The organism is Halorientalis litorea, assembly GCF_023028225.1.
Classification (GTDB): Archaea; Halobacteriota; Halobacteria; order Halobacteriales; family Haloarculaceae; genus Halorientalis; species Halorientalis litorea.
In genome coordinates this window covers 372,461-399,076 of record NZ_CP095482.1, presented here as the reverse complement: position 1 = coordinate 399,076, position 26,616 = coordinate 372,461, and the positions used below count along the sequence as shown (strand labels likewise).

At 66.6% G+C, this 26,616-nt stretch carries 27 protein-coding genes; 16 read left to right on the top strand and 11 right to left on the bottom strand.

Annotated features, from left to right (window positions below; translation table 11 throughout):
* Positions 1-5 precede the first annotated feature (5 nt).
* Positions 6-737, top strand: coding sequence for a histidine phosphatase family protein (locus MUG95_RS02230; protein ID WP_247009446.1), 732 nt, complete (start codon positions 6-8; stop codon positions 735-737).
* Here MUG95_RS02230 and MUG95_RS02225 read toward each other — a convergent pair.
* Positions 734-1,558, bottom strand: coding sequence for an alpha/beta fold hydrolase (locus tag MUG95_RS02225; protein WP_247009445.1), 825 nt, complete (start codon positions 1,556-1,558; stop codon positions 734-736). The genes MUG95_RS02230 and MUG95_RS02225 overlap by 4 nt on opposite strands.
* 149 nt (positions 1,559-1,707) lie before the next feature.
* On the opposite strand from MUG95_RS02225, the gene dacZ reads away from it, so the two are divergent.
* Positions 1,708-2,520: a diadenylate cyclase DacZ gene (dacZ, locus tag MUG95_RS02220; RefSeq protein WP_247009444.1), complete on the top strand. Its 813-nt coding sequence runs from the start codon at positions 1,708-1,710 to the stop codon at positions 2,518-2,520.
* Complete coding sequence (locus MUG95_RS02215; RefSeq protein ID WP_247009443.1) at positions 2,520-3,299, top strand: mechanosensitive ion channel domain-containing protein; 780 nt, start codon at positions 2,520-2,522, stop codon at positions 3,297-3,299. Before dacZ ends, MUG95_RS02215 begins: the two co-directional genes overlap by 1 nt.
* Here MUG95_RS02215 and MUG95_RS02210 read toward each other — a convergent pair.
* The 4 genes from MUG95_RS02210 to MUG95_RS02195 form a co-directional block, all read right to left on the bottom strand.
* Positions 3,296-3,796, bottom strand: a complete 501-nt coding sequence (locus MUG95_RS02210) for an acyltransferase (protein WP_247009442.1) — start codon at positions 3,794-3,796, stop codon at positions 3,296-3,298. The two genes, MUG95_RS02215 and MUG95_RS02210, sit on opposite strands and share 4 nt — an antisense overlap.
* Positions 3,797-3,860: 64 nt before the next feature.
* Positions 3,861-5,147, bottom strand: coding sequence for a phosphoribosylamine--glycine ligase (gene purD / locus MUG95_RS02205; RefSeq protein WP_247009441.1), 1,287 nt, complete (start codon positions 5,145-5,147; stop codon positions 3,861-3,863).
* A gap of 101 nt (positions 5,148-5,248) precedes the next feature.
* Positions 5,249-6,442: a methyl-accepting chemotaxis protein gene (locus tag MUG95_RS02200; protein WP_247009440.1), complete on the bottom strand. Its 1,194-nt coding sequence runs from the start codon at positions 6,440-6,442 to the stop codon at positions 5,249-5,251.
* 150 nt (positions 6,443-6,592) lie between these two features.
* Positions 6,593-7,303, bottom strand: a complete 711-nt coding sequence (locus MUG95_RS02195; protein WP_247009439.1) for a bacteriorhodopsin — start codon at positions 7,301-7,303, stop codon at positions 6,593-6,595.
* A 143-nt stretch (positions 7,304-7,446) separates the two neighbouring features.
* On the opposite strand from MUG95_RS02195, the gene MUG95_RS02190 reads away from it, so the two are divergent.
* From MUG95_RS02190 to MUG95_RS02155, 8 genes are all read left to right on the top strand, one after another.
* On the top strand, positions 7,447-7,917 hold the full coding sequence (locus MUG95_RS02190; protein WP_247009438.1) for a chemotaxis protein CheW: 471 nt from the start codon (positions 7,447-7,449) through the stop codon (positions 7,915-7,917).
* A 55-nt stretch (positions 7,918-7,972) separates the two neighbouring features.
* Entirely contained in the window at positions 7,973-8,368 is a 396-nt protein-coding gene (locus MUG95_RS02185; RefSeq protein ID WP_247009437.1) for a response regulator, read from the top strand.
* Positions 8,365-11,967, top strand: a complete 3,603-nt coding sequence (locus MUG95_RS02180; protein ID WP_247009436.1) for an ATP-binding protein — start codon at positions 8,365-8,367, stop codon at positions 11,965-11,967. The genes MUG95_RS02185 and MUG95_RS02180 overlap by 4 nt, the downstream gene beginning before the upstream one ends.
* Positions 11,964-12,620: a hypothetical protein gene (locus tag MUG95_RS02175; RefSeq protein WP_247009435.1), complete on the top strand. Its 657-nt coding sequence runs from the start codon at positions 11,964-11,966 to the stop codon at positions 12,618-12,620. The genes MUG95_RS02180 and MUG95_RS02175 overlap by 4 nt, the downstream gene beginning before the upstream one ends.
* Entirely contained in the window at positions 12,620-13,882 is a 1,263-nt protein-coding gene (locus MUG95_RS02170) for a chemotaxis protein CheC (RefSeq protein WP_247009434.1), read from the top strand. The genes MUG95_RS02175 and MUG95_RS02170 overlap by 1 nt, the downstream gene beginning before the upstream one ends.
* Positions 13,879-14,436: a chemotaxis protein CheD gene (locus tag MUG95_RS02165; protein WP_247009433.1), complete on the top strand. Its 558-nt coding sequence runs from the start codon at positions 13,879-13,881 to the stop codon at positions 14,434-14,436. Before MUG95_RS02170 ends, MUG95_RS02165 begins: the two co-directional genes overlap by 4 nt.
* A 5-nt stretch (positions 14,437-14,441) precedes the next feature.
* Entirely contained in the window at positions 14,442-15,608 is a 1,167-nt protein-coding gene (locus tag MUG95_RS02160) for a hypothetical protein (RefSeq protein ID WP_247009432.1), read from the top strand.
* Between the two features lie 63 nt (positions 15,609-15,671).
* Positions 15,672-17,786 carry a thioredoxin domain-containing protein gene (locus tag MUG95_RS02155; RefSeq protein WP_247009431.1) on the top strand — a complete coding sequence of 705 codons (2,115 nt, stop codon included), beginning with the start codon at positions 15,672-15,674 and terminating at the stop codon, positions 17,784-17,786.
* A gap of 1 nt (position 17,787) precedes the next feature.
* On the opposite strand, the gene MUG95_RS02150 is transcribed toward MUG95_RS02155, so the two are convergent.
* Positions 17,788-18,207, bottom strand: coding sequence for a thioredoxin (locus tag MUG95_RS02150; RefSeq protein ID WP_247009430.1), 420 nt, complete (start codon positions 18,205-18,207; stop codon positions 17,788-17,790).
* Between the two features lie 114 nt (positions 18,208-18,321).
* Between MUG95_RS02150 and MUG95_RS02145 the strand changes: the two genes are divergently transcribed.
* Together MUG95_RS02145 and MUG95_RS02140 are read left to right on the top strand one after the other, a co-directional pair.
* A complete protein-coding gene (locus MUG95_RS02145) occupies positions 18,322-19,323 on the top strand; it encodes a PLP-dependent cysteine synthase family protein (protein WP_247009429.1) in 1,002 nt (333 codons plus the stop codon).
* A gap of 118 nt (positions 19,324-19,441) precedes the next feature.
* Positions 19,442-19,822 carry a hypothetical protein gene (locus MUG95_RS02140; protein ID WP_247009428.1) on the top strand — a complete coding sequence of 127 codons (381 nt, stop codon included), beginning with the start codon at positions 19,442-19,444 and terminating at the stop codon, positions 19,820-19,822.
* Between the two features lie 64 nt (positions 19,823-19,886).
* On the opposite strand, the gene MUG95_RS02135 is transcribed toward MUG95_RS02140, so the two are convergent.
* The 3 genes from MUG95_RS02135 to cyaB all read right to left on the bottom strand — a co-directional run bounded on the left by MUG95_RS02135 (position 19,887) and on the right by cyaB (position 22,373).
* The gene (locus MUG95_RS02135; protein WP_247009427.1) at positions 19,887-20,441 is read right to left on the bottom strand and encodes a DUF5804 family protein; all 555 of its coding nucleotides are present in this window, start codon (positions 20,439-20,441) and stop codon (positions 19,887-19,889) included.
* 112 nt (positions 20,442-20,553) lie between these two features.
* The gene (locus tag MUG95_RS02130; protein ID WP_247009426.1) at positions 20,554-21,756 is read right to left on the bottom strand and encodes a methionine adenosyltransferase; all 1,203 of its coding nucleotides are present in this window, start codon (positions 21,754-21,756) and stop codon (positions 20,554-20,556) included.
* A 59-nt stretch (positions 21,757-21,815) separates the two neighbouring features.
* A complete protein-coding gene (gene cyaB / locus MUG95_RS02125) occupies positions 21,816-22,373 on the bottom strand; it encodes a class IV adenylate cyclase (protein WP_247009425.1) in 558 nt (185 codons plus the stop codon).
* Between the two features lie 94 nt (positions 22,374-22,467).
* Between cyaB and MUG95_RS02120 the strand changes: the two genes are divergently transcribed.
* Positions 22,468-23,439, top strand: a complete 972-nt coding sequence (locus MUG95_RS02120; protein WP_247009424.1) for an FKBP-type peptidyl-prolyl cis-trans isomerase — start codon at positions 22,468-22,470, stop codon at positions 23,437-23,439.
* A 186-nt stretch (positions 23,440-23,625) separates the two neighbouring features.
* Here MUG95_RS02120 and MUG95_RS02115 read toward each other — a convergent pair whose 3' ends face one another.
* Entirely contained in the window at positions 23,626-24,255 is a 630-nt protein-coding gene (locus MUG95_RS02115; RefSeq protein WP_247009423.1) for an RAD55 family ATPase, read from the bottom strand.
* A 28-nt stretch (positions 24,256-24,283) separates the two neighbouring features.
* On the bottom strand, positions 24,284-24,979 hold the full coding sequence (locus MUG95_RS02110; protein ID WP_247009422.1) for a MinD/ParA family ATP-binding protein: 696 nt from the start codon (positions 24,977-24,979) through the stop codon (positions 24,284-24,286).
* Between the two features lie 86 nt (positions 24,980-25,065).
* Here MUG95_RS02110 and pyrB point away from each other — a divergent pair, with 86 nt between their 5' ends.
* A complete protein-coding gene (gene pyrB / locus MUG95_RS02105; protein WP_247009421.1) occupies positions 25,066-25,980 on the top strand; it encodes an aspartate carbamoyltransferase in 915 nt (304 codons plus the stop codon).
* The gene (gene pyrI, locus MUG95_RS02100; protein WP_247009420.1) at positions 25,977-26,441 is read left to right on the top strand and encodes an aspartate carbamoyltransferase regulatory subunit; all 465 of its coding nucleotides are present in this window, start codon (positions 25,977-25,979) and stop codon (positions 26,439-26,441) included. The genes pyrB and pyrI overlap by 4 nt, the downstream gene beginning before the upstream one ends.
* The last annotated feature ends 175 nt before the right edge of the window (positions 26,442-26,616 follow it).

Below are 26,616 nucleotides of genomic sequence, written 5' to 3'. Positions count from 1 at the left end.
GAGACGTGCGCCGCCGGGAACTGCTGGCCGGCCTCGCGGTGGCAGCCTTCGCAGGGTGCAGTGACCGCGTGCCGGCCGATGGGGTGGGGACCTCAACAGAGCCGACAGTGGAATCGCCGACGGAGACAGCGACGGCCGCGGCGTCGCCGACGCGGACGGAGACGGCGACGCGGACGGAGACGGCGACGCCGGACCCGCCGTGGTCCGACCAGACACAGCGGCTGTTCGACCTTCTCTCGGAGGGGGGATTCACCATCTACTTCCGGCACGCCGCGACTGACGAGACGACCGACGTGCCCGACGACCGACTCGACCTCGAGGACTGCTCGACACAGCGGAACCTCTCACAGCTGGGTCGCGAGCAGGCCCGGCTGACTGGCGTTGCCTTCGAGAACCTGGACATTCCGGTCGGACAGGTCCTGTCGAGTCGGTACTGCCGGTGTCGGCAGACCGCCGAACTGGCCTTCGACGACGTGCGCACCACCGGCGACCTCACGTCCGGGGTCGAGAATCGGTCCGAACGCGTCGTCGACCGCGTGACGACGCCGCCCGAGAACTCGGACACGAACACGGTCCTCGTCTCCCACACCTGCCCATTCGAGGCACGGGAGCGACTGCTGGGGGACTTCCGGTTGGGTGAGGGTGATTCGGCCGTGTTCAACCCACACGCACGACCCGAGAACGCCCTCGTCCGCATCACGCGGTCGAGTACGTGGCGGGACGCGGCGCGGTTTTAGTACACGTCCGCGAGGAACGAGCGAAGGGCGTCGTTGGCCGGGCCGGGGTTTTCGAGATTCGAGGAGTGGCCGGCTTCGGGAATCGTCTCCATCCGTGCGTCGGGGAGGTCGTCGAGCATCGCTTCCGCACGCTCGGGTTCGATAGAGATGTCCTCCTCGCCGTGGAGGACGAGGACGGGAACGTCTATCTCGTCGAGTCTGTCCGCGACGCCGTCCCGGTAGAGCCACGACATCACCTCGTCGTAGATGGCTGTCCCGGGATAGGTCTGCCACCGGTTTTTCCAGTGGTTCACGAGGTCCGTCCGTTCCTCGTTCGACGTTTCGCCGAACAGCATGTTGCCGACGATGTCGGCCATCTGGTCGGGCACGTCGCCGGCGTCTTTCGTGGTGTCTATCCACTGCTGGTAGGTCTCCTGTTCGGCCTCCTCGTGTGGCGTCGCCATGCTGTCGATGAGGACGATACCGTCGAGGGTATCGGGGTAACTGAGGGCGTAGCGGAGGGCCATGAACCCACCCATCGACATCCCCGCGAGGACACAGGAGTCGATGCCCTTCGCGTCGACGAGCGTCCGGCAGTCGTCAGCGAGGTCGTCGAGGTCGTAGGGACCTTGCCACCGGTCGGTCCGGGCGCGGTTCTGGTAGGCGATGGTTCGGTAGTCGGGTGCGAGCGCGTCCAGTTGTGGCTGGAACATCGTCCAGTCCATCAGCGTCCCGTGGCTGAACACGACCGGCGGCCCGTCCCCGCGGTCCACGGAGACCGCCTCGGTTCGGTGCCGATACAGTTCCGTGGCCGGGTCCGGGTCGTCTGGCAACGTCGGCATACGTGTATCCACGACTGGAACTGTTAAATAAGTGCCAGCACGCCGCGGTGAGAACGCCCCGGGACGGCAGTCGAGTCGTGTGACGCGTGTGAGACGCGCGCACGACGGCCCCAGAAGGCTTTTTTCTACCTGTAGAGTTAGATGTGACAATGACCGACCTCCAAGAGGTACTCGGGCACCTCGTCGCCGACGTGGACGCAGTTTCCCTCTTTTCGCCGAGTGCCTCGTTCTACCGGGACTTCGAGGCTGACGACGAGACGCCCGTCGTCGTCGTCGCCGAGGAGAATACGGTGGACGCCGACACCTTCGTCGAACTCCCACTCGAATTCAACGACGTGGCGGCCCGCGTCCGGTTCGGTATCGAGGGCGCGCTGGACAACGACTTCATCGACCCCGAGGCGGAACTGGCCTGCGCGGTACAGACGTTCGGCGACGACACCGACACCGTGATGCGGTTGCAGGCGGACCACTTCGAGCAGTCGGGCGTCTACAGCCTGTTCGTCAACTCTCGGGCCGAACCGGAGGTCATCCGGAACGTGGTGGACGTGGCCGTCGAACTGGGGAAGAAGGGCCAGAAGGGGAAACCGGTCGGCGCGCTGTTCGTCGTCGGTGACGCCGGGAAGGTGATGAACAAGTCCCGGCCGCTCTCGTACAACCCCTTCGAGAAGTCTCACGTCCACGTTGGCGACCCCATCGTGAACGTGATGTTGAAGGAGTTCTCCCGACTCGACGGCGCGTTCGTCATCTCCGACGCCGGGAAGATAGTCTCGGCCTATCGCTACTTGGAACCGTCGGCCGAAGGTGTCGACATCCCGAAGGGCCTCGGTGCGCGACACATGGCGGCCGGCGCGATTACGCGGGACACGAACGCCATCGCGGTGGTTCTCAGTGAAAGTGACGGCCTCGTGCGCGCGTTCAAGGGTGGTGAAATCGTTCTCGAACTCGACCCGGAGGCGTACTGATGTCACTCCACGAAACACTAGTGCAGTTTTTCACTAGTTCACGGGTCCTGCTCGCCAGCGGCATCTTCGTCGTGGCCCTCCTCGTCGGCTACGTCGTCGGGCGGACGGTGTACCGTCTGTTACGGGCTGTCGGCCTCCACGAGACTGTCGAGGGGACGGCCTTCGAGCGGAGCGCGCAGGGCCTCGGTACCTCGACGGTGGGCCTCCTCGCGCAGTTCGTCTCACTGTCGATTTACATCGCGGGGGCACTCATCGCACTCGACGTCGCCCGACTGCTCAACACGGCCACCGTCCTGCCGTTCATGGCTGGCTTCCTCCCTCGCGTCCTCGTCGCTGTCCTCGCCGTCATCGCTGGCCTCGTCGTCGGTGACAAGGCCGGGGTGCTGGTCAGCGAGCGTCTCCGTGGGATCAAACTCCCGGAGGTCGGGTTCATTCCCACGCTGGTCAAGTACAGCGTGTTCTACATCGCGTTCCTTATTGCCCTGAGCCAACTGGGCGTCGCCACGAGTGCCCTGCTCGTAATGCTGTTCGGCTACGTCTTCGGTCTCGTCTTCCTCACCGGTATCGCCCTCAGGGACCTCCTCTCCTCGGGCGCGGCCGGAGCGTACCTCCTCCTCGAAGAACCGTACAGCATCGGCGATGAGGTACGGGTCGGGGACCGCTCCGGTATCGTTCAGGAGGTGAACCTCTTCGTCACGCACGTCGAGAGCGACGGCGAGGAACACATCGTCCCGAACCGCGAGGTCCTGCGCTCGGGCATCGTCCGCATCCGCGATTAGACTTCTTCCGCCGGAACGCCCGCCACCGTCGTGTCGGCGGGCACGTCCTCGGTGACCAGCGAGTTCGCGGCGACCCGCGCGCCATCACCGATTTCGACACCCGGAAGGACGATTGCCCCGGCCCCGACCATCGCCCGTTCGCCGACGACGACTTCCCCGGTCCGGTACTCGTCCTGCAGGAACTCGTGACAGAGGAGCGTCGCGTCGTAGCCGACGATGGCGTGTGACTCGATGGTTATCAACTCGGGCCAGAACACGTCCGGGGTGGCCTCCAGTCCCCACGAGACGCCCGCACCGACGGTGACGCCGATGCGGCGCAACAGCCAGTTCCGCAGGCGAAGACTCGGCGCGATGCGGGCCGCGAGGACGAGGGCGTACGTGAACATCACCCGCAGCGGATGCTTCGCGTCCGTCCAGTACTGAAGGGAGTTCAGCGGCCCCGGCGTCGCGTGGGCGGTGGTCCGGGCGTGCCGCGTGTCGTCGCTGTCGTCACTCACGCCCGTTGGTTCGCCGTCGGCCGTCTTGAAACTACTGTGCCGGCCGTGTGGCGAGGTGGCCGGACTACCGCAGGGTGTCCATGTGGTCGATGCGACTCTGGACGAGGTCCGGCTTGCCGATGTCGTGGCGGACGCGGAGGCCCTCTGTCCCGGCACGTTCGAGCGCGCCTTCGGCGATTTCTTCGGCCTCGGTGATGGTGTCCGCGACGCCGACGACGGCGAAGGAGCGGGAGGTAGTCGTGTAGATGCCGTCTTCACGCTCGTCGACACTCGCATAGAAGAGGATGGCGTCGCCCGCGCTGTCGGGGTCGATGGTCACCTTCGCGCCCGCGTCCGGGTCGGTGGGGTAGCCGTCGGGGACGGCGTACTTACAGACCGTCGCCTGTTCTGCGAACGTGAGTTGCGGGAGGTGGTCGCCGTCCCGAGCGGCGGTCAGCACGTCGAGGAAGTCCGTCTCCAGAGTCGGCAGGGTGTTCATCGCCTCGGGGTCGCCGAAGCGTGCGTTGAACTCGACGACTCTCGGCCCCTCGCTGGTGAGCATAAACTGGCCGTAGAGGACGCCCTTGTAGCCGTCCAAGGCATCGACGACGGCTTCCATGATGTCGACGGCGTCGCGATAGTCGTCCTCGTCCATGAACGGGAGTTCGAGCGACGCGTCGCTGTAACTGCCCATGCCGCCGGTGTTCGGCCCGTCGTCGCCCTCGTACGCACGCTTGTGGTCCTGGACGGCGGGCGTGACACGCAACTGGCCGTTGGCGACGAACCCCTGAATCGTGAACTCCTCGCCGACGAGTCGCTCTTCGAGGACGATGCGGTCGTACTCGGACTCGCGGATGTAGGTCTTTGCCTCCTCGGCGGTCACTTGGTCGCCGATGACGCGGACGCCCTTCCCGCCGGTGAGGCCCGCGGGCTTGACCGCGAGGTCACCGTCGTACTCGTCGACGTAGTCGCAGGCCGCCTCCATGTCCCGGAACTCCTCGAAGTCGGGACACCCCGGAACGTCGTGTTCCTGCATGAAGCGACGCTGAAAGCCCTTGTCCGTCTCGATGCGCGCTTCGTCGGCCTGCGGGCCGAACGCGTACACGCCCGCCTCGTCGAGCGCGTCCGCGACACCGGCCTGTAGCGGTGCCTCCGGACCGACGACGGCGAGGTCGGCGTCGACGTCCTCGGCGTACTCCACGACTGCCTGCGGGTTCGTCGTGTCGAGCGTCTCGAAGCCGGCAGCCACCGCGGCGATACCGGGGTTTCGGTTCCCGGCACACGCGTACAGGGTCGCGTCCGAGTCTGCGAGCGCGCGGGCGACGGCGTGCTCGCGGCCACCGCCACCGACGAGCAACACGGTTTCTGTCATGTATCAACGGCCGACCGGCGGTACTGTAAGCGTTCTCATTCACTAGAAGAGCGTCGTGACCGCCCGCGTGGCGTCCCGGCGGAGCTGGATGTCGTCCGCGGTCACTCGGCGGGTGGGCGCTCCCGGCCCGCGTCGAGTGTCGCGCTGTCGTCGGTTCGCTCCGACAGGTTGAGCTGTGAGAGGGTCTGCTGGAGTTCCGTGGAACTCTCCGAGAGGTCCTCGACCTGTTCGGAGAGGGTCGAGAGCAGTTCGGCCTGTTGGCGGAGGACGCTCTCCACCGCTTGGCGCGTGCCAGACCGGATGTCCTCGGTACTGTCCTCGATTTCGTTCGCGGATTCCTCGGTCTCTTCGGCCAGTGACTTGACCTCGTCCGCGACGACCTGGAACCCCTCCGCGCTGTCGTCGTCGACCTTCGACGCCTCGATACCGGCGTTCAGCGCGAGCATGTTGGTCTCGTTCGCCACGTCCGAGATGAACTCGGAAATCTCGTCGATACGGTCCATCCGGTCACCCAACTCCGCAATCGAGTCGACCGTCTCGTCGAGTTCGATGTCCAACCCGTCGCCGCCCGCCCCGTTCTCGTAGTCGATGTCCACGTTCTCGAACTGCTCGAAAGCCGTGGTCATCTCGCCTTGGTCGCTGATTTCCTGTGCGACCTCCCGAATCTGGACGCTCGCCTGCATCGACTGTGCCGTCTGCTGGGCGAGCAGGTCCGACGCCGTCGACACGTCCTCGGTGAACGCGTAGAGGTCACCGATGGCCGTCTCCAGTTGGTCCATCATCACGTTGAAGTCGCCCGCGAGTTGGGCCATCACGGGGTCGTCGACGTCTTCGTCGAGTCGCTGTGACAGGTCCCCCTTCCCGACCAGTTCCATCGTATCACAGAAATCCGATGCACAGGACCTGAGTTCCTCGCTTTTCGTCTCGCTCTCCCGGATGCGCTCTTGCAGGGCGTCGCGCACGGCCGCGTACGATTCGTACAGCTCGCCCATGTCGTCGTCCGTCTCGACATCCACGTCGAGCGTGTCGTCCTCCCGTGCCCGCTCCGTGAGAATCGTCAGGGCCGTCATCGACTCCCGCCCGAGCGCGGCACTGATGAACAGGAGTGCGGTCAGGGCGACGAGGGTAATACTCACGAGACCCGAGAGCAACTCTCCCTGTACCGCACCCGACAACTGTGGTGCGAGTTGTGAGTAGACGTTGTATCCGGCCACGACCACCAGCGCGGCGATGACCACGCCCCCCAGACCCAGTTTCCGTCGATACCCGCGTTTGATTCCGGACGCCTGTGACATATGGGCGTAATTACTAACGGGGTGTAATAAACGGTAGGGGCGATTTAATTCATCGGTACTGGGTGTGATTTAATACAGCGGGCGACGCGGCGGCTCCTCGGGGACCTGTTCTCACCGCCGATACGAAGAGTCGAGCGCGCCGTGGCGGGCTTAGCTCGGTGACGCGTCGATGTCGCCTGTGACGAACGTCCGGAGTTCGTACTGCCGGAGGAGCAGTACGGCGATGATACCGACCATCGCCGCGATGTCGAGCGTGACGTTGACGAAGTGATAGTCCGCGACGGTCAACACCTCGACACCGAACGGACCGAGGACGAACACGGCCATGTACAGCGTCCAGAGTCCGATAGTCAAGTCTCGGAGGCTGGTAAAGAGGCTCCGTGACCCGTCTTCTTTCTCCACCATCGCCGCGCTGTATGGGCGCAGGAAGGTGAACACGATACCGACGAAGAACATCACGGACATCCCGAACATCCCCCACCGGATGAGGCCGTCGTTGAGGGCCGCGACGAACCCGGCGACGACCAGCAGAATGGCCGCACCGACCGCCGACAACCGGTTCTCCATGTCCGCGCTGGACAGCATCCCGAGGTAGTACGTGATGACGGCGGTGGCGAACAGCCACCCGACGTATCGGATGGCGGTCAGCTGTAGCAGTTTCGGCAGGACTGCGGGAATAATCTCGACTTCCACCGCAGCCATGACGCTGTAAGCGATACCTGCGACGAGAGCGAAAAACGGCGGCAAGTTGTAGAACGGCGAGCGGAGCCGGCCACGGAGTGCCCCGACGACGATGGCCGTGACAGCCGCGGTGAACAGTGCCGCCGCGGCGAGCCCGAACCAAATAACTGTCTCTACCATGTGAAACAAACAGATACGGTCGGGGTATTTACCGTTGGCTACGTTTTGACAGCCGAAATCGACGGAAGATTATTATACCACTTCTCGGAACGTTCGGTGATGTCCGCTCAGGGTGCTATCGTCCGGCGCGGAGGGGGAAACAGATGAGCAGTCAAACGGCGAACCGGACCGCTGACCCGGACAGCGTCCAGTTCCTCCGCCTCGTAGTCGGTGACTACCGCTGTGCTGTCGAGGCGGGCCGCGTGGCAAACATCGTCGAGACGCCACACCTTACGCCCGTTCCGAACACACCGGCCATCGTCACCGGCGTCGCCCAGCTCCGCGGCGAACTGACGCTCGTTCTCGACGGCGCGGCAGTCGTCGGGGCCGACGAGACGAACCCGGACGACGGGACGCGAACCGTGGCGTTCGAGCGTGACGGTGAGGGGACGACGCTCGCCGTCGAAATCGACGATATCGACGGACTGACCGACGTCCACGTCGACGACATCGAACCGGGCGCGCCGCCGGGACTCGACCCGGCCGCGTTCCTCGCCACCGTGGCGTCCGAGGACGACGTACTCGGGGTTCTCGACGTACCACGCCTGACCCAACGGACCGACGAAATGATATGAGAGTGATACTAACGGGGCAAAAATTAAATCAATCCTTCTGCCCATTGAAAATGTCATGTCCCTCGGCGTACTGATTGTCGACGACTCGGGTTACATGCGGGCTAACGTAGCGTCAGCCCTCGATATCTCCGGCTTCGAAATTGTCGCGGAAGCCGAGAACGGCGCGAAGGCCGTTCAGCAGTTCAAGAACAACCGTGACAAAATCGACCTCGTGATGATGGACATCGTGATGCGGAAGGCAAACGGTGTCAAGGCCACGGCCGCCCTCAACGAACTCGACGACGACATCAAGGTCATCATGTGTACGAGCGTCGGCCAGAAGAAGAAGATGAAACTCGCCGCGAAGGCGGGTGCCGACGGCTACCTCATCAAGCCGTTCAGCGACCGTGACGTGAAAGAGGCTATCCGGAACGTCTTCGAGGAGGACGCCCTGCCCAAACAGATACGATGAGTGACGACAGGTTCGTCCGGGAGGCGCGCGCGGACGTCCGCCGCTTGAGCGAGTCCCTCGTTTCGCTCGAAGACTCGCCGGACCGCGACACGGTCGACGGCCTCTTCCGGACGGCCCACAACCTCAAGGGGACGCTCAGCATGGAGGGGTACGACGGGGCGAGTGCCCTCGCACACGCCCTCGAAGACCTCCTCGATGCGGTTCGGGCGGGCACGCTCGACCCCGACCGCGAGGTGACCGACCACGCCCTCTCGGCCACGGACACTCTCGCCGCGATGCTCGACGAGATAGAGCACGGCGGGACCGTCGAGACCGACCCCGAACCGGTCGTCGATTCGGTCCGGGCCGTCGCCGACACGGCGGCCTCCGACGACGAGGCCGGCAGTCCGACCGACGTGGCGCGGTCGCCCCCCGAGACGCCGCCCGAGGACGACGAAACCGACTCCACGACCGAGGAGTTCGTCACCGACGAGCGCGTCGAGGCGGCTCTCGACGCGGCCAGCGAGTTCGACGACCTCGACGCCCTCGCGGCGGACATCGAGGAACCGGATATCGACCTCGAAGATGTCCAAGGTGGGGGGTCGATGGACGACCTGTTCGACGACGCCGAGGACGACGCGGCCAGCGAACTCGAAGCCGAAGACGATACCGAGGAGTCGTTAGCGGCGGCGTTGGACGACGACGAGTCCTCGTTCGCCGACGAATTTCTGGACGAGGTCCCGGTCGAGGACACCGCCGGCGAACCCGAGGCCGACGGTGAGTCCAGCGACGGGGACCAGCACGACCGCCCACAGTCCGACGACGCGCTCACGGACGTGAACCCGTCGGACCTCGACCTCGACGAAGCCGAACCCGCCGAGGAAAGCCTGTTCGGCGACGAGGGCACCGGTTCGCTCGGCGGGTCGGACAGCGAGGAGACGCCCTTCGACACTGCGGAGCCGCCCGAGGGAGACGCCGACGCGACACCCGGTACCGACGAACCGGCCGACGCGGCCGAACCAGCGGCCGAGGCTGAAGCCAGCGACGCCGCGGCCGAGACCGATTCGGACACGGACCTGTTCGACGCCGAAACTGGCTCGGAAACCGACTCGGACACCGGAACGGCCGACGCCGAAGCCGGGCCGGAGGCCGATGCCGACGCCGCCGGGGCCAGTTCGACTGCGGACGCGGCCGACGGCGACGGTGTGACCGAGGCGGACGCGGAGTCGAGCGTCTCGGACCTGTTCGCCGGGACCGACGAACCGACGGACGCGTTCCCGGACGACGACACGACGGCGGACTCGGCCACCGACGAGGAGTCCGTCTCGGACCTGTTCGACAGCGACGGAAGCGACGGCTCGGCGGCCGCCGAGGCGGGTGGAGACGAACCGGCCGACGTGAGTGCCGCCGAGACGACCGCAGAGCCGTCCGACGAGGACTCCGTCGGCTCGGAGATAGATTTTATCTGGGCGAAACAGTCGGTCGAAGACGAGGAGACGTCCGTCGACGAACTCCAGTCCGAAATCGAGGAGGAATCGTTCGGCGAGTTCGACGACGAGGACGAGATGAGCATTCAAGAGCTCATCGACATGGAGGCCGACGGGGACGAACCGGCGGACGACACCGCCGACGAACCCACCGCATCCGACGACGGCCACCCGGAGACGGACCCCGAGGCGGAGACGGGTGTCGACGCCCCAACCGACGCGGCGGCCGACACGCCCGACGAGACACCCGCCGAGGGCGACTCCGCGGCAGGTTCGACTGCCGAAGAAGCCGAGGTGCCGTTCGCCGCAGACCCGTTCGAGGCCGATACTGCCGAGGCGAGCGACGGAGCCGAGGCGGCCGACGGTCCAGCAACCGAAGCCGAAACGACCGACACGGCTGAGACACCCGAGCCCGTCGAGGGACCGGGGCCGACCGACCGAGCGGACGCCACTGTGGCCGACGACAGTCCCGAACCCGCCGACCCTGCCGATGCCGACGAGGGCATCGACACCGAGGCGGTAGAAGAGTTGCTGAACCAGGCGGACGCCGAGATGGCGGCCGACGACGGGGTGGACGCGGCAGACGGAGCGGATGCCCCGGAGACGGTGGCGGACGACGGGACCGACCGGCCGGACTCGGCGGACGCCGAGGACGACGAGACGGAGTCCGTCGTGGACGTGTTGGAGCGACAGGCGTCCGAGATGGCGGCGGACGACGACACGCTCGACAGTGCCGTGGACGACGACCTCGGGACCGACCTCCTCGACGAGGAGGAACTGGACGAAGCCGAAGCGGACGCCGACGTAGCTGGAGCCGACGATATCGCCTTCGAGTCGGACAGTACGCTCGACGAGTTCGAGTCGCGGTTCGAGGGGATGTTCGAGTCGTCGGACGACGCCACGGGCGGGCCGGCGGGTGCGGCGAAGACCATCGCGGAGAGTTCGCTCCCCTCGGGCCGGTTCCAGTCACCCGACGAGGAACGGCCGCGGTCGCTGGCCCGTAGCGGGGCCGACCTCCAGTCGCTCACCGTGGAGGCAGAACACGCGGACGAGTTGCTGTCGGTCGCGGAACGGCTCTCGCGGCACGTCCGGCAACTCTCACGGGAGGTCGAGGCCCCGGCGGCCGAGGAGACCGTCTCCTCGCTCGACACCGTCGCGCGGACGCTCCAGCGGACGGTCATGGGCATCCGGCTGATGCCGCTCCGGCGCGTGACCGACCGCCTCCCGCGCGTCGTCCGCGACGTGGCGCGGGAGACGGGCACCGAGGCGGAGGTGTCCGTCGACGGTGCGGACATTCAACTCGACCGGGGCGTCATCGAACGCATCGGCGACCCGCTCGTTCACCTCGTGCGCAACGCCGTCGACCACGGTATCGAACCGCCCGCCGAGCGCGAAGCGGCAGGGAAACCGCGGACGGGGCAGGTCGAGGTCCGGGCCGCCCGCGAGGGTGACGACGTACTCATCGAAGTCGAGGACGACGGTGCCGGTATCGACCCGGACCGCGTCCGCGACGCCGCCGTCGAGGCGGGCGTTGTCGCTGAGTCGGGGGCCGCCGACCTCTCGGAGTCCGACGTGCTCGACTTGCTCTTTCACCCCGGGCTGTCGACGCGTGAGGGCGTGACCGAGACGAGCGGTCGCGGTGTCGGCATGGACGTGGTGAAACAGACCGTGACGGGGCTGAGCGGTGCCGTCGAAGTCGAGAGCGACCCCGGCGAGGGGACGCTCGTCCGGCTTCGAATCCCGGTGTCGGTCGCCGTCGCGGAAGTGCTGTTCGTCGAGGCCGGGGACGAGCGGTTCGCGGTACCGACGGCCGACGTGGAACACGTCGGCCCGGCAATCGGTGCTCGCGTCACCGACGGTGGACTGCTCGAGACGACGGCGACAGCCGACCGGACGCTCGAACTCGCGACGACGCTCGGCGGGAGCGACGTACCTGCTGGCGACGACGCGGCCGTCGTCCACGTCGACACCGGCGAGGAGCGACTCGAACTGCGCTGTGGCGGCGTCCTCGAACGCCGCGAAGTCGTTATTACCCCGTACGACGACCTGCTGGCCGACGTGCCGGAGCTGAGCGGCGCGACGACCGGGAGCGACGGGGAGTTAATTCACGTACTCGATACATCAGAACTATGATGGAGAAAGAACAGGAGAGCAGACCGGAGGGGTTCGACATGGCGAATCGCCGGTTTCCCATCGGGAAACTGAGCGTGATGAATCGGCTGGCGGAACTGGGGACGAACAGTGCGGCCGACCGTCTCCAGCAGGTCAACGCGACCAACGGTGTCGTCGAAACCGACCCCGTGCAGGTGGGGTACGCGACGGACGCGGCACTCACCCAGAGTTTCGGGACAGGCGAGCGGACGGGTGCCCGCATCCAGATACGGGAAGTGCCACACGGGTACGTCCTCGTGTTGTTCCCGCTCCGGGCCGCCAACAACGCCGCGGCGTTGATGCTGTCGAACACGGTCGATGACGTTTCGGAGGTGTCGGGCGAGATGGCCCGTAGTGCCCTCACGGAACTCAGCGGCATCCTCGCCAACGGCTACTTCGACGTGTGGGCCAACCGATTTGGCGAGGAAATCGTCGTTTCCGAACCGAGCGCGGTCCAGAACACGGAGCGGGAAATCGTCCAGCAGGTCGTCAACACTTCGGACGACGTTGGCCTGTACCTCCGGTCCCGACTCCGAGTCCCGGCGTCGGGGGTCACCGCGAACGTCTACCTGTTCCCGGAGACGGAGACGTTCCTGCAGTTGACCGAACGCGTCAATCCGAGTATGTTGGAGTAATGCACCTGAGTGTCGACACACTGGGGACGTTCTACCAGATGGCCCGCCAGGGTGCCGGCGTCGCGGCCGACCGCCTCACCCAGATGACCGGCGTCGAGAGCCGCGTCACTGCGACCAGAATCGAGTTCGCCACGCCCGAACAGATAGAGGCCGAGTTCGCCGAGGACGCGAACAACGCCGGGACGATGGTCGACCTCGGCGGCGGCATCGAGGGGCGGACCTTCCTGCTGTTCGACCGGGACGAGGCCATCGACCTCGCTCGGGCGATGGTCGAAGACCTCGGAGACGTGGACACGACCATGTCCACCGAGGACCTCGTCGCGAGTGCCATCACCGAAGTCGGCGGTATCATGAACAACGGCTTCATCGACGGGTGGGCGAACGTCCTCGACCGCAAGGTGGACGTTTCGACCCCGCGCTTCGTCTCCGGGACCGACATCGGCGAACTCGTCCGGCCCGCCGAGGGGGGCGACCTCGCGCTCTCGTTCAGGAGCCGCATCCGCACGCGGGGCCGACACATCGGATTCAGACACTACTTCATCCCGGCACAGGATTCGGCACTCGACTTGTTCTCCACGGAGGACGGCATCGAGTACGAGAATCTCGCCGGGTTCGACCGGGTGGCTCAACGTGGGACCGACCGCGTGACTGAGGACCTCTCCCGCCTCACCGGCATCGACACGACAGTGGACGTGCGTCGAGTGAGTTTCATCTCGCTCGACGCCATCCCGGAGGCCGTCCCGAACGACATCCACGCTAGCGTGGCGTTCAGTTTCAGCGGCGTCCCGAGCGGCTACCTCCTCTTCCTGTTCGACGAGGCGTCGGCCCACGAACTCGTCCGGACGATGACCGGGACCGACACCGACGACGGCCTCGGCGAGATGGGTCGGGACGCACTGCAGGAGGCGGCCAACATCATGGCCAGCGGGATGCTCGACGGGTGGGCGAACGTTCTCGACTCCAGCATCGACCACTCGACGCCGACGTTCGCGTGGGAGATGGGGCCGGCCGCTGTGGACCCACTCATCGTCGGCCTCTCCCGTGACCAGGAGTTCGCTTTCGTCTTCGACACGGAGATTCAGGCCGAAAACGACGCGTTCGACGCCGACGTGTACGTCATCCCGGACGAGAACGACCTCCGGGAGGCACTGGAGGCAATCGACATCAACCGCGTCGAGACGGCGCGAGCGGCGGCAGACGTGGACGTGGGTGAGTTGTCCGAAGACGACCTCGAAGACGTCGAGGAGGTGTCTCCCGAATGAGCGACGACATGTACACCGGCGGCGCGACGCGTGTCACCCGCGACCGGCGCGTCGTCGGCGTGGCGAACTACGACGTTGCCTCCGACGGCGAGACGCTCGTCGCGTACGGACTGGGGGCCTGCGTCGCAGTCGGCCTCTACGACGAACAGAACGGCATCGGGGCACTGGCACACACGATGCTCCCCGAGGAACCGGCCGACGCGACGGCCGCACCCGGGAAATACGCCGACGCCACGCTCAGAGCGATGCTGCAGGAAATCGTCGAGGCTGGCGGCGCGTACGGGTCACTCGAAGGGTGGCTCGTCGGCGGTGCCGACATCTTCCCGGTCGAACACTTCGACCTCCCGCAAGGTGTCGGCGAACGCACGGCGTCGGTCGTCCGCGACGAACTGGCGGCACTCGACATCCCCGTCGTCGCCGAGCAAATCGGCGGGTCGGAGGGGCGAACGGTCGAGTTCGACACCGCGACGGGCGACCGGTACATCCGCCGCGCGAACAGCAACAAGGCAGTCATCTTCGGCGACGACAACCCAAACCAAAACCCGCGAGAGTGACACCAATGGCACCTGTAGACGACCGCCCCGACTGGTTCGGTGAGGACGAGACGACGGAGTCCCCGACGACTCCCGAACGCGACGACCTGACCGACCAGACGTGGTTCGAGGAGATGGACCGTATCGAAACATCACCCGGTGACCCCCCGGAACGGGACACGGCTGGCGACGACGCTGCGCGCGAGTTCGTCGACGAGTCCCCGGCAGAGGGGTCGGCGGACGCGGACACGGCCGCCGACACACCCGCAGACTCGGCAGCCGAACCGCAGGATGGCCCGGCGGAGACAGGGGGACCTGCTGACGAACCCGAGGTGTCGGCCTCTGCGACGGACCCGACGGAGACGGCGTCGACACCCGAATCGGAGACGGCCGAAACCGAGCAAGAACCAGAGACGGCCGAACCAGAAACGCCCGAATCGGAGACGCCGGCCACAGAGCACGAACCGGACGCTGGCCCCGCCACCGAGGCGGACCCGGCCGGCTCCGCGGCGGAAACAGCCGACACGGACCCGACGGCCGAGGCGTCGCGGCCCGAAGCAGACGCGGAACCGGATGCGGAATCGCCGGCGTCGGAGGCGGGTCCCGACTCACCGCCCCCCGGTGTCCCCGAGTCGGACGGCCCGGAGCGCGCGGACCCGGCGACGCCCGAGGACACGCCGTCGGTCACCGACTCGGACGCCGGCGAAGACCAGACGGTGCCAACGGACTCGGACGCTGGCGACGAGCAGACGACGGCATCAGACCCGGCCACAACCGCCGAGTCGGCCACCGACACGGAGCCAGCCCCGGACCCGGGGCCGGCGGACGCGGACTCGGCCGGCGACGTGACACCGGAGAGCGACGTGGCCGAGGATGCCGACACGGCCGAGCGTGCCGACGTGGCTGGCAGCACTGACTCGGCCGGGAGCGTCGACACGGCCGAGCGTACGGATACTGCCGGCTCGGAAGCGGGCGCAGAGACGCCACCGTCCACGGAGACGGGGGCGGCCGATGCAACGTCCGACGACGAAGCGACGGCCTCCCCGTCGGCGGCGAGCGACCCAGCGGCGGAGACCGGGCCGAGCGTCGAGACGGACCCGGAGACCGGGATGGCGACGAACGCCGACCCGGACGACGCCGACGAGTCGAGCGGTGGCCTGTTCGCCAAGATAAAATCGTTCCTCGGCCTGTAGGTCGGTGCCGGGGACGGGGTCCCCGACGACGGGTCTTTGTCTGTGGACATCATTGCCAATCGCATGAGCGACGCCGCGGCCTCCACAGACCGCAACCGTCTCGACGACGAGGAGAGCCCGTATCTCCGTCAGCACGCGGACAACCCCGTCAACTGGCAACCGTGGGACGACGACGCCCTCGCCGCCGCGCGCGAGCGGGACGTACCCATCTTCCTCTCCATCGGCTACTCGGCCTGCCACTGGTGTCACGTGATGGAAGAGGAGTCGTTCGAGGACGAGGCCATCGCCGAGACACTCAACGAGGACTTCGTCCCGATAAAGGTCGACCGGGAGGAACGGCCGGACCTCGACAGCGTGTACCAGACTATCGGGCAGATGACCGGTCGGGGTGGCGGGTGGCCTCTCTCGGTGTTCTTGACGCCCGACGGTGAGCCCTTCTTCGTCGGGACGTACTTCCCGAACGAACCGAAACGCGGGATGCCGGGCTTCGGGGAACTCCTCGAAGACATCCACGAGAGTTGGGTCGAGGACCGCGAGGGCGTCGAGGAACGTGCCGAAAAGTGGACCGACGCCGTCCGCGGCGAACTCGAAACGACGCCAGACCCCGGCGACGCCCCCGACGAGGGCGCGCTCGACGACGCGGCGGCGGCCGCCCTCCGAGGAGCGGACCGCGAACACGGTGGCTGGGGGCGCGGCCCGAAGTTTCCGCAGGCGGGCCGGGTCCACGTTCTCCTGCGTGCCCACGCACGCACCGGCCGCGACGAGTACCTCGACGTGGCCCGCGAGACGCTGGAGGCGATGGCACTGGGCGGTCTCTACGACCACGTCGGCGGCGGGTTCCACCGCTACTGCACGGACCGCGAGTGGGTCGTCCCTCACTTCGAGAAGATGCTCTACGACAACGCCGAGATACCACGCGCGATGCTCGCGGGATACCAGGTCACCGGCCGGGAGCGGTACGCTCGCGTCGCCCGCGAGACGTTCGCGTTCGTCGAGCGCGAACTCACCCACGCGGACGGCGGCTTCTTCAGCACGCTCGACGCCCAGAGCGACGGCGAGGAGGGGACGTTCTACGTCTGGACGCCAGACGAGGTTCGGGCGGCCGTCACGGACGAGACGGACGCCGACCTCTTCTGTGACCGCTTCGGCGTCACGACACCCGGCAACTTCGAGGGGTCGAACGTCCTCACCGCCGCAACCGACGTGTCCGACCTCGCCGAGGCGTACGAGATGGACGAGCGCGAGGTCGAGGAGCGACTCGAAGATGCCCGCGAACAGGTCTTCGCGGCCCGGAGCGAGCGGACGCGCCCGGCGCGCGACGAGAAAGTTCTCGCTGGGTGGAACGGGCTGATGGTGTCCGCCTTCGCGGAGGGCGCGCTGGTCCTCGGCGACGACGCCCTCGCCGACACTGCGGCGGACGCGCTCTCGTTCGTCCGCGACCACCTCTGGAACGACGACGAGGGACGCCTCTCGCGCCGGTACACGGACGGGACGGTGAAAATCGACGGCTACCTCGAAGACTACGCGTTCCTCGCCCGCGGCGCGTTCGACCTGTATCAGGTGACCGGCGATGTCGACCACCTCGCGTTCGCGCTCTCGCTCGCGCGGGCTATCGAGTCCGACTTCTGGGACGACGACGCGGGGACGTTGTACTTCACGCCCGTAGACGGCGAGGAACTGGTCGCGCGGCCGCAGGAACTCACCGACCAGTCCACGCCGTCGAGTGCCGGCGTGGCCGCCGAGGTACTGCTCGCACTCGACCACTTCGTCCCGCGGGCAGGCTTCGCCGATATGGTCGAGCGCGTGCTGGAAACACACGGCGGGAGCGTCGAGTCGGACCCGCTTCAACACGCCTCGCTCGTCCTCGCGGCCGACCGGTACGCCGCCGGGAGCCGCGAACTGACCGTCGCCGCCGACAGCCTCCCGACGGCGTGGCGCGAGGAACTCGCCGACGCGTACGTGCCCGCCCGCCTCCTCTCTGTCCGGCCGCCAACGGCCGAGGGCTTGGAGTCGTGGCTCGACGCGCTGGGAATCGAGGAGGAACCGCCGATTTGGGCCGACAGGGACCGGCGCGACGGCGAACCGACGGTGTACGCCTGCCGGTCGTTCGCGTGTTCGCCGCCGCGTCACGACGTGGCGGACGCGCTCGCGTGGTTCGACGGCGACGCGCCCGAGTGACTCAGGCCTCGGCGTCGAGTTCGGCGAGTCGCTGTGCGAGGTAGACGGCGACGGGAACGTCCGCGTCCTCGACGTAGCGGGCGAGTTCCTCGCCGCCCGATTCGCCCTCCGCAACGCGCTCCACGACCACGGTCGGAATCCGCTCGATGTCGTAGGCCTCCACTTCTGGGCCGGTCTTCGAGCCGTCGTCCTCCTTCTCGGTCGGGTAGTGCTCGACGCGTTCGTCGGGAACGTCGGCGGCGGCGAGCGCGGCACCGAACGCCGGCAACTGCGCCCGACAGTCCGTACACCAGTCGCCGCCCCACACCTTGAACACCACGTCGTCACCGAGGGCGGCGAGGGTGTCGACAGTCTCTTCGTAGGATTCGGCGTCCCACACCGGGTCCGGTTCCATCGTCTTGAGCCGTCCGTGTTCGCTCATGCTCACCGGTAGTCGAGCCAGCGGCTTAACGGGTCCGCTCGCGCGCGTCACCGGCGGCGGCACCCACTGCCGCCTGCAGTGGGCACTTGTACCGGGCCAGCGTAGCCGCCGGCAATGAACGGCAGCATCCTCGAAACCGTCGGGTCGCCACTCGTACAGGTGAAGTCACCGCCCGGCGCGACGGTGGCGGCCAAAGTCGAGTCGAAGAACCCCGGCGGGTCGGCCAAGGACCGCCCCGCGCTGGCGATGGTCGAAGCCGCCGAGCGCGAGGGCGTCATCGAACCCGGCGACCACCTCGTCGAACCCACCTCGGGCAACACCGGCATCGGCCTCGCTCTCGTCGCGGCGGCGAAGGGCTACGACATCACCATCGTCATGCCCGCCTCCAAATCCGAGGAGCGACGGAACATCATGGACGCCTACGGCGCGAACCTCGAACTCGTCGAGGGCGAGATGACCGACGCCCGGGAAGTCGCCGACCGCCTCGAAGCCGAGGAGGGGATGGTCCAACTCCGGCAGTTCGAGAACCCCGCGAATCCCGAGGCCCACTATCGGACGACAGGCCCGGAGATTCTCGACCAACTCGGCGACCGGACGCCGGACGCGTTCGTCGCCGGCGTCGGAACTGGCGGGACGCTCACCGGAACGGCCCGCCGCTTGCTGGAGGAGTACCCCGAGATGGAGGTGGTCGCCGTCGAACCCGAGGAGAACGCCGTCCTCTCGACGGGAGAGTCCGGGGCGGACGACTTCCAAGGGATGGGGCCGGGGTTCGTCAGCGACAACCTCGACACCGACATTCTGGATTCGGTCGAGACGGTCGGCGTCGAGGCCGCAGAGGCCGAGTGTCGCCGCCTCGCCCGCGAGGAGGGCATCCTCGTGGGTCAGTCCAGCGGTGGGACGAACCTCGTCGCCCGCCGCGTCGCCGAGCGGTTGGCTGACCCCGACGCCGACTGCCCGCCGTCACCCGACGGCGCGACGGTCCCACCCGGCATCGTGATGGACGGGGAGACGCCACCCGACCCGACCGACGGCGAGTACGCCGACTGCCCGCTCGTCCTGACGGTATTCTGGGACTCCGGCGAGCGGTACATGTCGACCGGAATGTTCGACGGCTGAGTCGCCCACTTCCAGCCCCGCAAGCGGTGACGGGTCTCCGAAACCCTGTCGCGGGGAGCACGCTCACTGGCAATGCAAAACCCTATTTCGACTCTCGGCACAGCCACGCGGGATGTCGATGGCACTCAGCCACTTCGCGTTCGGGGCCGGGATGACGACGCTCGTCGTCACCTTTCTCCATCCGACTGTCCGGTTTCCGCGAACGCTCATCTTGGCTGGTGGTGGCTGGGCGATGCTCCCAGATTTGCACTGGGTGAGTCCAATCGCCACCCAACAACTCTACCAGTGGCATCGAACGTCGGTGTGGACGGACCTGTTCTGGTTGCACCGCACGTGGGACCGAATCGACCCGACTGATTCGACAGCGACGGCGGCAGGGCTGCTCGCGTTTCTGATTCTCGCGACGGCCATCGCCGAGTACCGGAACTATCGAGCACCTCTGGTCGTCGAATCCGCCTACCAGTCCTACGCCGACTCTGCCCCGAACGACCGAGAGTGAGACATCCGGCGGTGTCCACAGGCTCACGGGTGTTCTCCCAGTCCACGCTCGCTCCGGGACGCGCTCACCGCTGTTTCTCGCCGCCGAACTCGTCTTCGGTGACGCGGACGACGAGCGTGTCGTCCACGTCGCGCAAGTCGTACTCGGGGAGGTCACGCCCCGTGCGGGTGACGTACATCGGTTCGACGAGTTCGGGCGGGTGGTCGGTGGACGGTGCCGGTGGGTCGTCGCCCTCGGTTTCCGTCTCGTCGGCATCCACGTCACCGACGGCATCCGACTCCGAGGCGTCCGCGACGCCGTATATCTTCAGGAACCGGTCCGTGTCTTCGGGTTCGATGGCGTCGTCCCGGACGGCCGCCGCCACGTCACGGGAGAGCCACTCGCTGTCGCTGACGCTCTCCTCGCGGACGAACACGTCGCGGGTGAACCGAACGAGATACCAGTTCAGGTCGTTCAACAGCGCGACGGCGGCCCCGAGGCTCACCGTCTCGACAGCCACCGTGTTCTCGAACGGCTCCCGCAGGTCGTAGGTGGCGAGCGCGTTCCGGGCCGTCTCGCGCGAGAGGAGTTCGTACTGGAGGTTCGTCCCCTCCGTCCCGACGAGACAGACCTGCGTCATGAGAGTGTCCACAGACCCGCGATGCATAGCGGTTTCGGCTACAGGTCCGGCGCGTTCACCCCGCCGACCGCAGGGAGCGCGTCAGCACGAGCGGAGACGCCTCCCGAGGTATTTAGAAGGTGTCGAGTTCGCCGTCGATGGCGCGCCGCGTGATGCTGGTCACGTCCGCGAGGCGTTCGTCCACGATTGCGGTCACGTCTGCTTCGATGTCGGCGACCGAAACGTCGTCCTCGGTGACGAGGTGGGCGTCGGCGACGTGTGGCTGGTCGATGGGGCGGCCGATTTGGCTCAGGAGGCGAATCTGGAGTTCGCGGATGCCGTCGACTTCGCCGGCGACGGCCTCGGCGATGTCCGTCGAGAGGAGGTTGTAAATCTTGCCGATGTGGTTGACGGCGTTTTTGCCGCTGGTCGCCTCCATGCTCATCGGGCGGTTGGGCGTGATGAGGCCGTTGGCGCGGTTGCCACGGCCGACCGACCCGTCGTCACCCTGCTCGGCGGAGGTGCCCGTCGTCGTCAGGTAGATGGCACCGTCCTCGTAGTCGTCGGCGGTGTTGACGTGGACCTCGACCGAGCGGTCCGTGTGTGAGCGGGCGAGGTCGGTGACGTACTCGCGGACGCCCTCGACGGCGTCCTCGTAGGCGGCCATGTCGGGAACGTACTCGTCTATCATCGCGGCCGCGACGGTCACGTCGATTTGGTCGCCCTCGCGTTTCCCCATCACCTTCACGTCGGCCCCGACTTCGGGGTTGTCGGCCGAGTACTCGGTGTTCAGTTGGCGTTCCGTCTCGTAGACGATGCGCTCCGTCTCGGTGAGGGGGGCGTGGCCGACGCCGAAACTGGTGTCGTTGGCCATCGGCACCGCACCCTCGTCGCCGAACACGTCCTTGAGGTCGCCGCTTCCCTCGCCGAGTTTCACGTCGACGACGACGTCTTTCCCCACGTCGAGGCGCGGGAGGTTCTCGTTGAGGTACTCGCGGGCCGCTTCGAGCGCGATGGTCTCGGCGGGAATCCGCTCGCCCTCGTACTCCTTCGTCGCGCGGCCGACGACGAGCAGATAGATGGGTTCGAGCATCTCCCCGCCGCCGAAGGCCGGCGCGGCCGTCCCCGCGACGAGTTGCGTCTCGTCCGTGTTGTAGTGGAGGGGCTTGTCGAACCTGTCGAGGTACGTCTGTGCGAGGGCCTCCGAGACGCGCTCTGCGACCCCGTCACAGATAGAGTCGGGGTGTCCGATTCCTTTTCGCTCGACGATTTCGACCTCTTGGTCTTCGACGGCGAGCCGCTTGGTCGGCTCGACGCGGATGTTCCGCTCTGTCATTGTCGATGCGTAGGTCAGTGGGGATTCTATAACTTCCGGAAATGACACGACACGGAAGATTACCCTTGGGCATTACCACCCGGTCCGAGGAGGAACCCGAGGTACGAGGTACGGGTCTGGTCGTCGGGGTCCAACCCGAGTTCGCGGAGTACCTCGAAGGCGGCCTCACGTCGCGATTCGACGGCGGACTCGGTGTCGACTTCGGTCTCGACTTCGACGAACTCGCCCACGTCGTCGACGCTGTCGAGCGTCACGGTGAACCCGTCGTGTGTGAACCGCTCGCGCTCCTTGCGGACTGTCGCGGCGGGCGTGAACCCGAGTGACTCGAAGATGGCGTGGGCTTTCGCCTCGTCGCCGACGGTGGTCTCCCGCTCCTCGCGGGTCTTCGACGCCGTCTCGACCAGCGGCCCCTTGTACGTCAGCCGCGTCTCCGTCCCGTCGGCACGCTCCTCGCGCCGGATGCGGAGGGCCTCGTCAGTTTCGGCGAACTCGCGGTGTGGCGCGTCGAAGTACGTGTCGACTTGCGTCACCGTCCCGACGGCCGTGGCATCGAGGGCCTGTAGCCGGTCCCGGACCGCGTCGTGGTCGGCACGGACCTTCACCTCGACTTCGTACATGCTCGCCACTTTATCGCCCGTGACAAAAGGGAGACGGGTCCGCGGGCGTGGGAGAAACGTTGTCCTTAAGAGTCCAACCGGCGACCGTGGGGATATGAGTGACGAAGCCGAGGCCGACGAGGCCGAACAGGCCGATGACGTCGCCGAGAGCGAGGACGAAGCCGAGACACAGGGACTGCAGGAAGGCGACTTCATCGAACTCGACTACACCGCCCGCACCGTCGAGGAAGGGATGATAGTCGACACGACCTACGAGGATGTCGCCGAAGAGGAAGGCATCGATCAAGAAGACCGTACCTTCGAGCCACGGACGCTCGTCCTCGGTGAGGGCTTCATCTTCGAGGGCGTCGAGGAGGACATCTACGGCGGCGAAGTCGGTACGACCGGGTCCGTCGAAATCGACGCCGCCGAGGCGTTCGGCGAGTTCGACGAGGACGAGGTCCGCACCGTCTCCGCGAACAAGGTTCCCGAGGACGACCGCTACCCCGGCGCGCAGGTCCAAATCGACGGCGACCAAGGCCGCATCGAGACCATCGTCGGTGGCCGCGCCCGCGTAGACTTCAACCACCCGCTGGCCGGTGAGGACATCGAGTACGAGTACGAAGTCGTCGGGGAAGTCGACGACCGACAGGAGCGGGCACAGGCCCTCTTCCGGATGTACCTCGAGATGGACCTCGAGATGTGGTTCGAGACCGACACCGTCGAGGAAGAGCAACTCGTCCAGTCCGACGAGGACGAGGCGGACGACGACGAACCGCCCGAACCCGAGACGGAGACGGTCGAAGTCGAGAAGGAGACCCTCTACATCGAGGCCGACCCGCAGTTGACCATGAACCAGCAGTGGATGTTCCAGAAACAGCAAATCTGCCAGCAGGTCATCGACCTGCTCGGCATCGACCGCGTCATCATCCAGGAGGTCATCGACGGCGCGGGCATGGGCATGGGTATGGGCGGCATGATGGGCGGCATGGGTGCCGGCGGCGGCGACATCGAGGAAGCCCTCGAAGACGCCGATGTCGACGCCGACGAAATCGTCGAAGAAATCGAAGGCGCGGCCGACGAGTAAGCCCGTCTGCGGTTCGTGGTTTTGTTGCCGATGGTACCCGCGAGCGAAGCGAGCGGCCGCGGGGAGTGACTACCGGCGCGGGACCAGCGGGAGCGCGCCGACGGAGCGAGCCGCGGTTTTTGGCCGAGTTTTTTGCCCGACGACGCGCTCGCCGACGGCGAGCGCGAGGATGGTGCAAAAAAGTCGTTAGGCGATGTCCCGCGAGGTGTCGATGGACACCTCTTCGTCCAAGTCGAGTTTGATAACGTCGGAGGGGGCCGTACCGCCGCGGAACTTCGGAATCGAGAGGCGGTTGACCACGTCGTCGCCCTCGGTGCGGGTGTCGAGGTTGAACACCACGTCCGCGAAGTGTTCCGTGGCGTCACGGAGACGCGGAACCTCGTGCCCGGTGAGGCAGTGCATGACGGCCAGCGACCCGGTGTTGAACACGTGGTTCTGCATGTCGTTCATGAAGTTGCGGAACCGCGACGGCGGTTCCTGCGTTTCGAGGACGTTCACCGGGTCGACGATGAGGTTCGACGTCTCCGGGAGTGCCGAGACTAACTTCCCGGCGTTGTCCAGCGGTGCCTCGCCCGGGATGTGTCGGACCGTCGGGTCGCCCGTGTCGCTCGGCGAGTTCTCGATGCTGTCGGAGACGGCCTCCTCCGAGCGGTCGAGCGAGAGGTAGAGCGTCCCCCGTGTGGCGGTCAGTTCGTACAGGAACAGTTCCGCTTGACTGGCCGGGTTCGCACAGAGCGCGACGATACTGCCGGACGGAATACCCCCGTTCAACTTTCGATCGAGGACGTCGATTCCAGTCCGGAGACGGTTCTCCATAGCAATGTTACCAAGCCCGTGTACTGAATTAAATATTGCGCTTGTGAACAGTTCTCGCAAGAGTGGCGTATCCGTCACCCGACTCCGCGGCTGGGGGTCGCTCTCGCGTGGCCGAAGAAACCCGACCCAGTAGCGGGCAGTCGAACAGACGGCGCGCGTCCGCGTCGGTCAGGCGGCCGTCGGATGGCTGTCCGTTCGCCGACCGGGCGGACCGGCCGTCCGAACGCTCGGCGTCCCGCCCGCACCGGTCGACTATCACGACACCTATAGGGGCGGTCTCGACTGTCCGTGCCATCGCGGCAGTCTTGAGCGTGTCTCGGAGTGCCGCCGGCGTCGGCGTCGTCACGAGCAGGGTCCGCGTCGCCGCGCGGAGCGGTCGGGTGGCGTCCCGGCCCGCTCCGGCCGGGCAGTCCACGAGGACCGGTCCCTCGTCAGTTCGGAAGCGACGCAGTGCCGCCGGAACGGCGTCGGCGGCGATGCCGTCTGTGGGGAGTACGTCTACACCCCCGGCCGTCCGATGCGCGACCGAACGGGGGCGGTCACCGGCCGTGACCGCTGGCAGTCCGGGGCCTGCCGGAACGTCCGCGACGAGGTGGAGGTCCGGCATCTCCGCGTCGGCGTCGACGGCCAGCGGCGTCTCGCCGAGGCGTGCCAACTCGGCGGCGAGGCGGTGGGTCGTCGTCGTCTTCCCGCACCCGCCCTTGCCGCCCGCGATAGCGAGCATGTGACGGGGTGGTTCGTGTTCGTTCAAGTACGTTCGTATCGGGACTATCGAGAGGTTGATTAGGGTGGGGGGCGGGACACAAGCCAATGCGGCACGACCACATCATCAGCGCGAAACAACTGTCCCGGGCCGACATCGAGTCGGTGTTGGACCGCGCCGCGGACATCGCCGCGGACCCGGATGCGGTCGCGGACCGCCACGACGGAACGCTCCTCGGACTCCTCTTTTTCGAGCCGAGTACGCGCACGAAGATGAGTTTCACGACGGCGATAAAACGGCTGGGCGGCGACGTGGTCGACATGGGTCCGGTCGACCAGTCGAGCGTCAAGAAAGGCGAGAGCCTCGCCGACACCGTGCGGGTCGTCGAGGGGTACGCCGACGCGCTCGTCATGCGCCACCCGCTCGAAGGGTCGGCGAAGATGGCGAGCGAGTTCGTCGACGTGCCGCTCATCAACGCCGGTGACGGGGCCGGACAACACCCGACGCAGACCCTGCTCGACCTCTACACCATTCGCGAGTCGGCCGGGTTTGACGACCTCACCGTCGGCATCATGGGCGACCTGAAGTACGGCCGAACGGTCCACTCGCTCGCACACGCCCTGACGAACTTCGACGCCCAGCAACACTTCATCAGCCCCGAGAGCCTCAAACTCCCGCGGAGCGTCAGATACGACCTCCACGAGGCGGGGGCGACGATGCGGGAACACACGGAACTGGACGACGTGCTCGACACCCTCGACGTGCTGTACGTCACGCGCATCCAGCGCGAGCGGTTCCCCGACGAGAACGAGTACCGCGAGGTGGCCGGGCAGTACCAAATCGACGCCGAGACGCTGGACGCGGCGCGCGACGACCTCGTGGTGATGCACCCGCTCCCTCGCGTCGACGAAATCGCCGCCGACGTGGACGAGACCGACCACGCACACTACTTCCAGCAGTCCCACAACGGCGTCCCGGTGCGGATGGCTCTGCTGGACATGATTCTGGAGGCTCACACATGACCGAGGAACCGGAACTCCGCGTCGGCAAGATACGGCAAGGGACGGTTATCGACCACATCGCGGGCGGGCAGGCACTGAACGTCCTCGCCATCCTCGGCATCGACGGGACCCGGGGCGAGGAGGTCAGCGTCGGCATGAACGTCCCGAGCGACCGTCTCGGCCGGAAAGACATCGTGAAAGTCGAGGGCCGCGAACTCAGTCAGGACGAACTCGACGTGCTCTCGCTCATCGCGCCCGCGGCGACCATCAACATCATCCGGAAGTACGATGTCGCGGAGAAACACCGGGTCGAACGACCTGACGAAGTCGTCGGCGTCCTCGAATGTCCGAACCGCAACTGCGTCAGCACGAAGGACGAACCGGTCGCCTCCCGTTTCGAGGTCCTCGACGACGGCGTCCGCTGTCACTACTGTGAGACCATCATCCGTGAGGACATCACGGACCACATTCAGGTCGACTGACGGCCCCGGAAAGATTATACTCCGACACCGCGTCTGTGCGGACGCAATGTCGAGGAAAGTCAAACTCCTTGCCGCACTGGTCACCGTCGTACTCGTCTACCGTCTCGCGGTGAAAAAGTAGGGCCTGTCGGGGCATCGCGCGCCAACCGGGGGCGTTTCCCAACGTCTTAACCAC

Bases quoted from the DNA above. Each gene is read 5' to 3' on its own strand.
- pyrB (WP_247009421.1), top strand. From the start codon at position 25,066: ATGCGGCACGACCACATCATCAGCGCGAAACAACTGTCCCGGGCCGAC.
- MUG95_RS02140 (WP_247009428.1), top strand. From the start codon at position 19,442: ATGGCACTCAGCCACTTCGCGTTCGGGGCCGGGATGACGACGCTCGTC.
- MUG95_RS02165 (WP_247009433.1), top strand. From the start codon at position 13,879: ATGAGCGACGACATGTACACCGGCGGCGCGACGCGTGTCACCCGCGAC.
- cyaB (WP_247009425.1), bottom strand. From the start codon at position 22,373: ATGTACGAAGTCGAGGTGAAGGTCCGTGCCGACCACGACGCGGTCCGG.
- MUG95_RS02195 (WP_247009439.1), bottom strand. From the start codon at position 7,303: ATGGTAGAGACAGTTATTTGGTTCGGGCTCGCCGCGGCGGCACTGTTC.
- pyrI (WP_247009420.1), top strand. From the start codon at position 25,977: ATGACCGAGGAACCGGAACTCCGCGTCGGCAAGATACGGCAAGGGACG.
- dacZ (WP_247009444.1), top strand. From the start codon at position 1,708: ATGACCGACCTCCAAGAGGTACTCGGGCACCTCGTCGCCGACGTGGAC.
- purD (WP_247009441.1), bottom strand. From the start codon at position 5,147: ATGACAGAAACCGTGTTGCTCGTCGGTGGCGGTGGCCGCGAGCACGCC.
- MUG95_RS02200 (WP_247009440.1), bottom strand. From the start codon at position 6,442: ATGTCACAGGCGTCCGGAATCAAACGCGGGTATCGACGGAAACTGGGT.
- MUG95_RS02225 (WP_247009445.1), bottom strand. From the start codon at position 1,558: ATGCCGACGTTGCCAGACGACCCGGACCCGGCCACGGAACTGTATCGG.
- MUG95_RS02160 (WP_247009432.1), top strand. From the start codon at position 14,442: ATGGCACCTGTAGACGACCGCCCCGACTGGTTCGGTGAGGACGAGACG.
- MUG95_RS02110 (WP_247009422.1), bottom strand. From the start codon at position 24,979: ATGCTCGCTATCGCGGGCGGCAAGGGCGGGTGCGGGAAGACGACGACG.
- MUG95_RS02135 (WP_247009427.1), bottom strand. From the start codon at position 20,441: ATGACGCAGGTCTGTCTCGTCGGGACGGAGGGGACGAACCTCCAGTAC.
- MUG95_RS02130 (WP_247009426.1), bottom strand. From the start codon at position 21,756: ATGACAGAGCGGAACATCCGCGTCGAGCCGACCAAGCGGCTCGCCGTC.
- MUG95_RS02145 (WP_247009429.1), top strand. From the start codon at position 18,322: ATGAACGGCAGCATCCTCGAAACCGTCGGGTCGCCACTCGTACAGGTG.
- MUG95_RS02215 (WP_247009443.1), top strand. From the start codon at position 2,520: ATGTCACTCCACGAAACACTAGTGCAGTTTTTCACTAGTTCACGGGTC.
- MUG95_RS02175 (WP_247009435.1), top strand. From the start codon at position 11,964: ATGATGGAGAAAGAACAGGAGAGCAGACCGGAGGGGTTCGACATGGCG.
- MUG95_RS02155 (WP_247009431.1), top strand. From the start codon at position 15,672: ATGAGCGACGCCGCGGCCTCCACAGACCGCAACCGTCTCGACGACGAG.
- MUG95_RS02115 (WP_247009423.1), bottom strand. From the start codon at position 24,255: ATGGAGAACCGTCTCCGGACTGGAATCGACGTCCTCGATCGAAAGTTG.
- MUG95_RS02150 (WP_247009430.1), bottom strand. From the start codon at position 18,207: ATGAGCGAACACGGACGGCTCAAGACGATGGAACCGGACCCGGTGTGG.
- MUG95_RS02120 (WP_247009424.1), top strand. From the start codon at position 22,468: ATGAGTGACGAAGCCGAGGCCGACGAGGCCGAACAGGCCGATGACGTC.
- MUG95_RS02185 (WP_247009437.1), top strand. From the start codon at position 7,973: ATGTCCCTCGGCGTACTGATTGTCGACGACTCGGGTTACATGCGGGCT.
- MUG95_RS02190 (WP_247009438.1), top strand. From the start codon at position 7,447: ATGAGCAGTCAAACGGCGAACCGGACCGCTGACCCGGACAGCGTCCAG.
- MUG95_RS02170 (WP_247009434.1), top strand. From the start codon at position 12,620: ATGCACCTGAGTGTCGACACACTGGGGACGTTCTACCAGATGGCCCGC.
- MUG95_RS02180 (WP_247009436.1), top strand. From the start codon at position 8,365: ATGAGTGACGACAGGTTCGTCCGGGAGGCGCGCGCGGACGTCCGCCGC.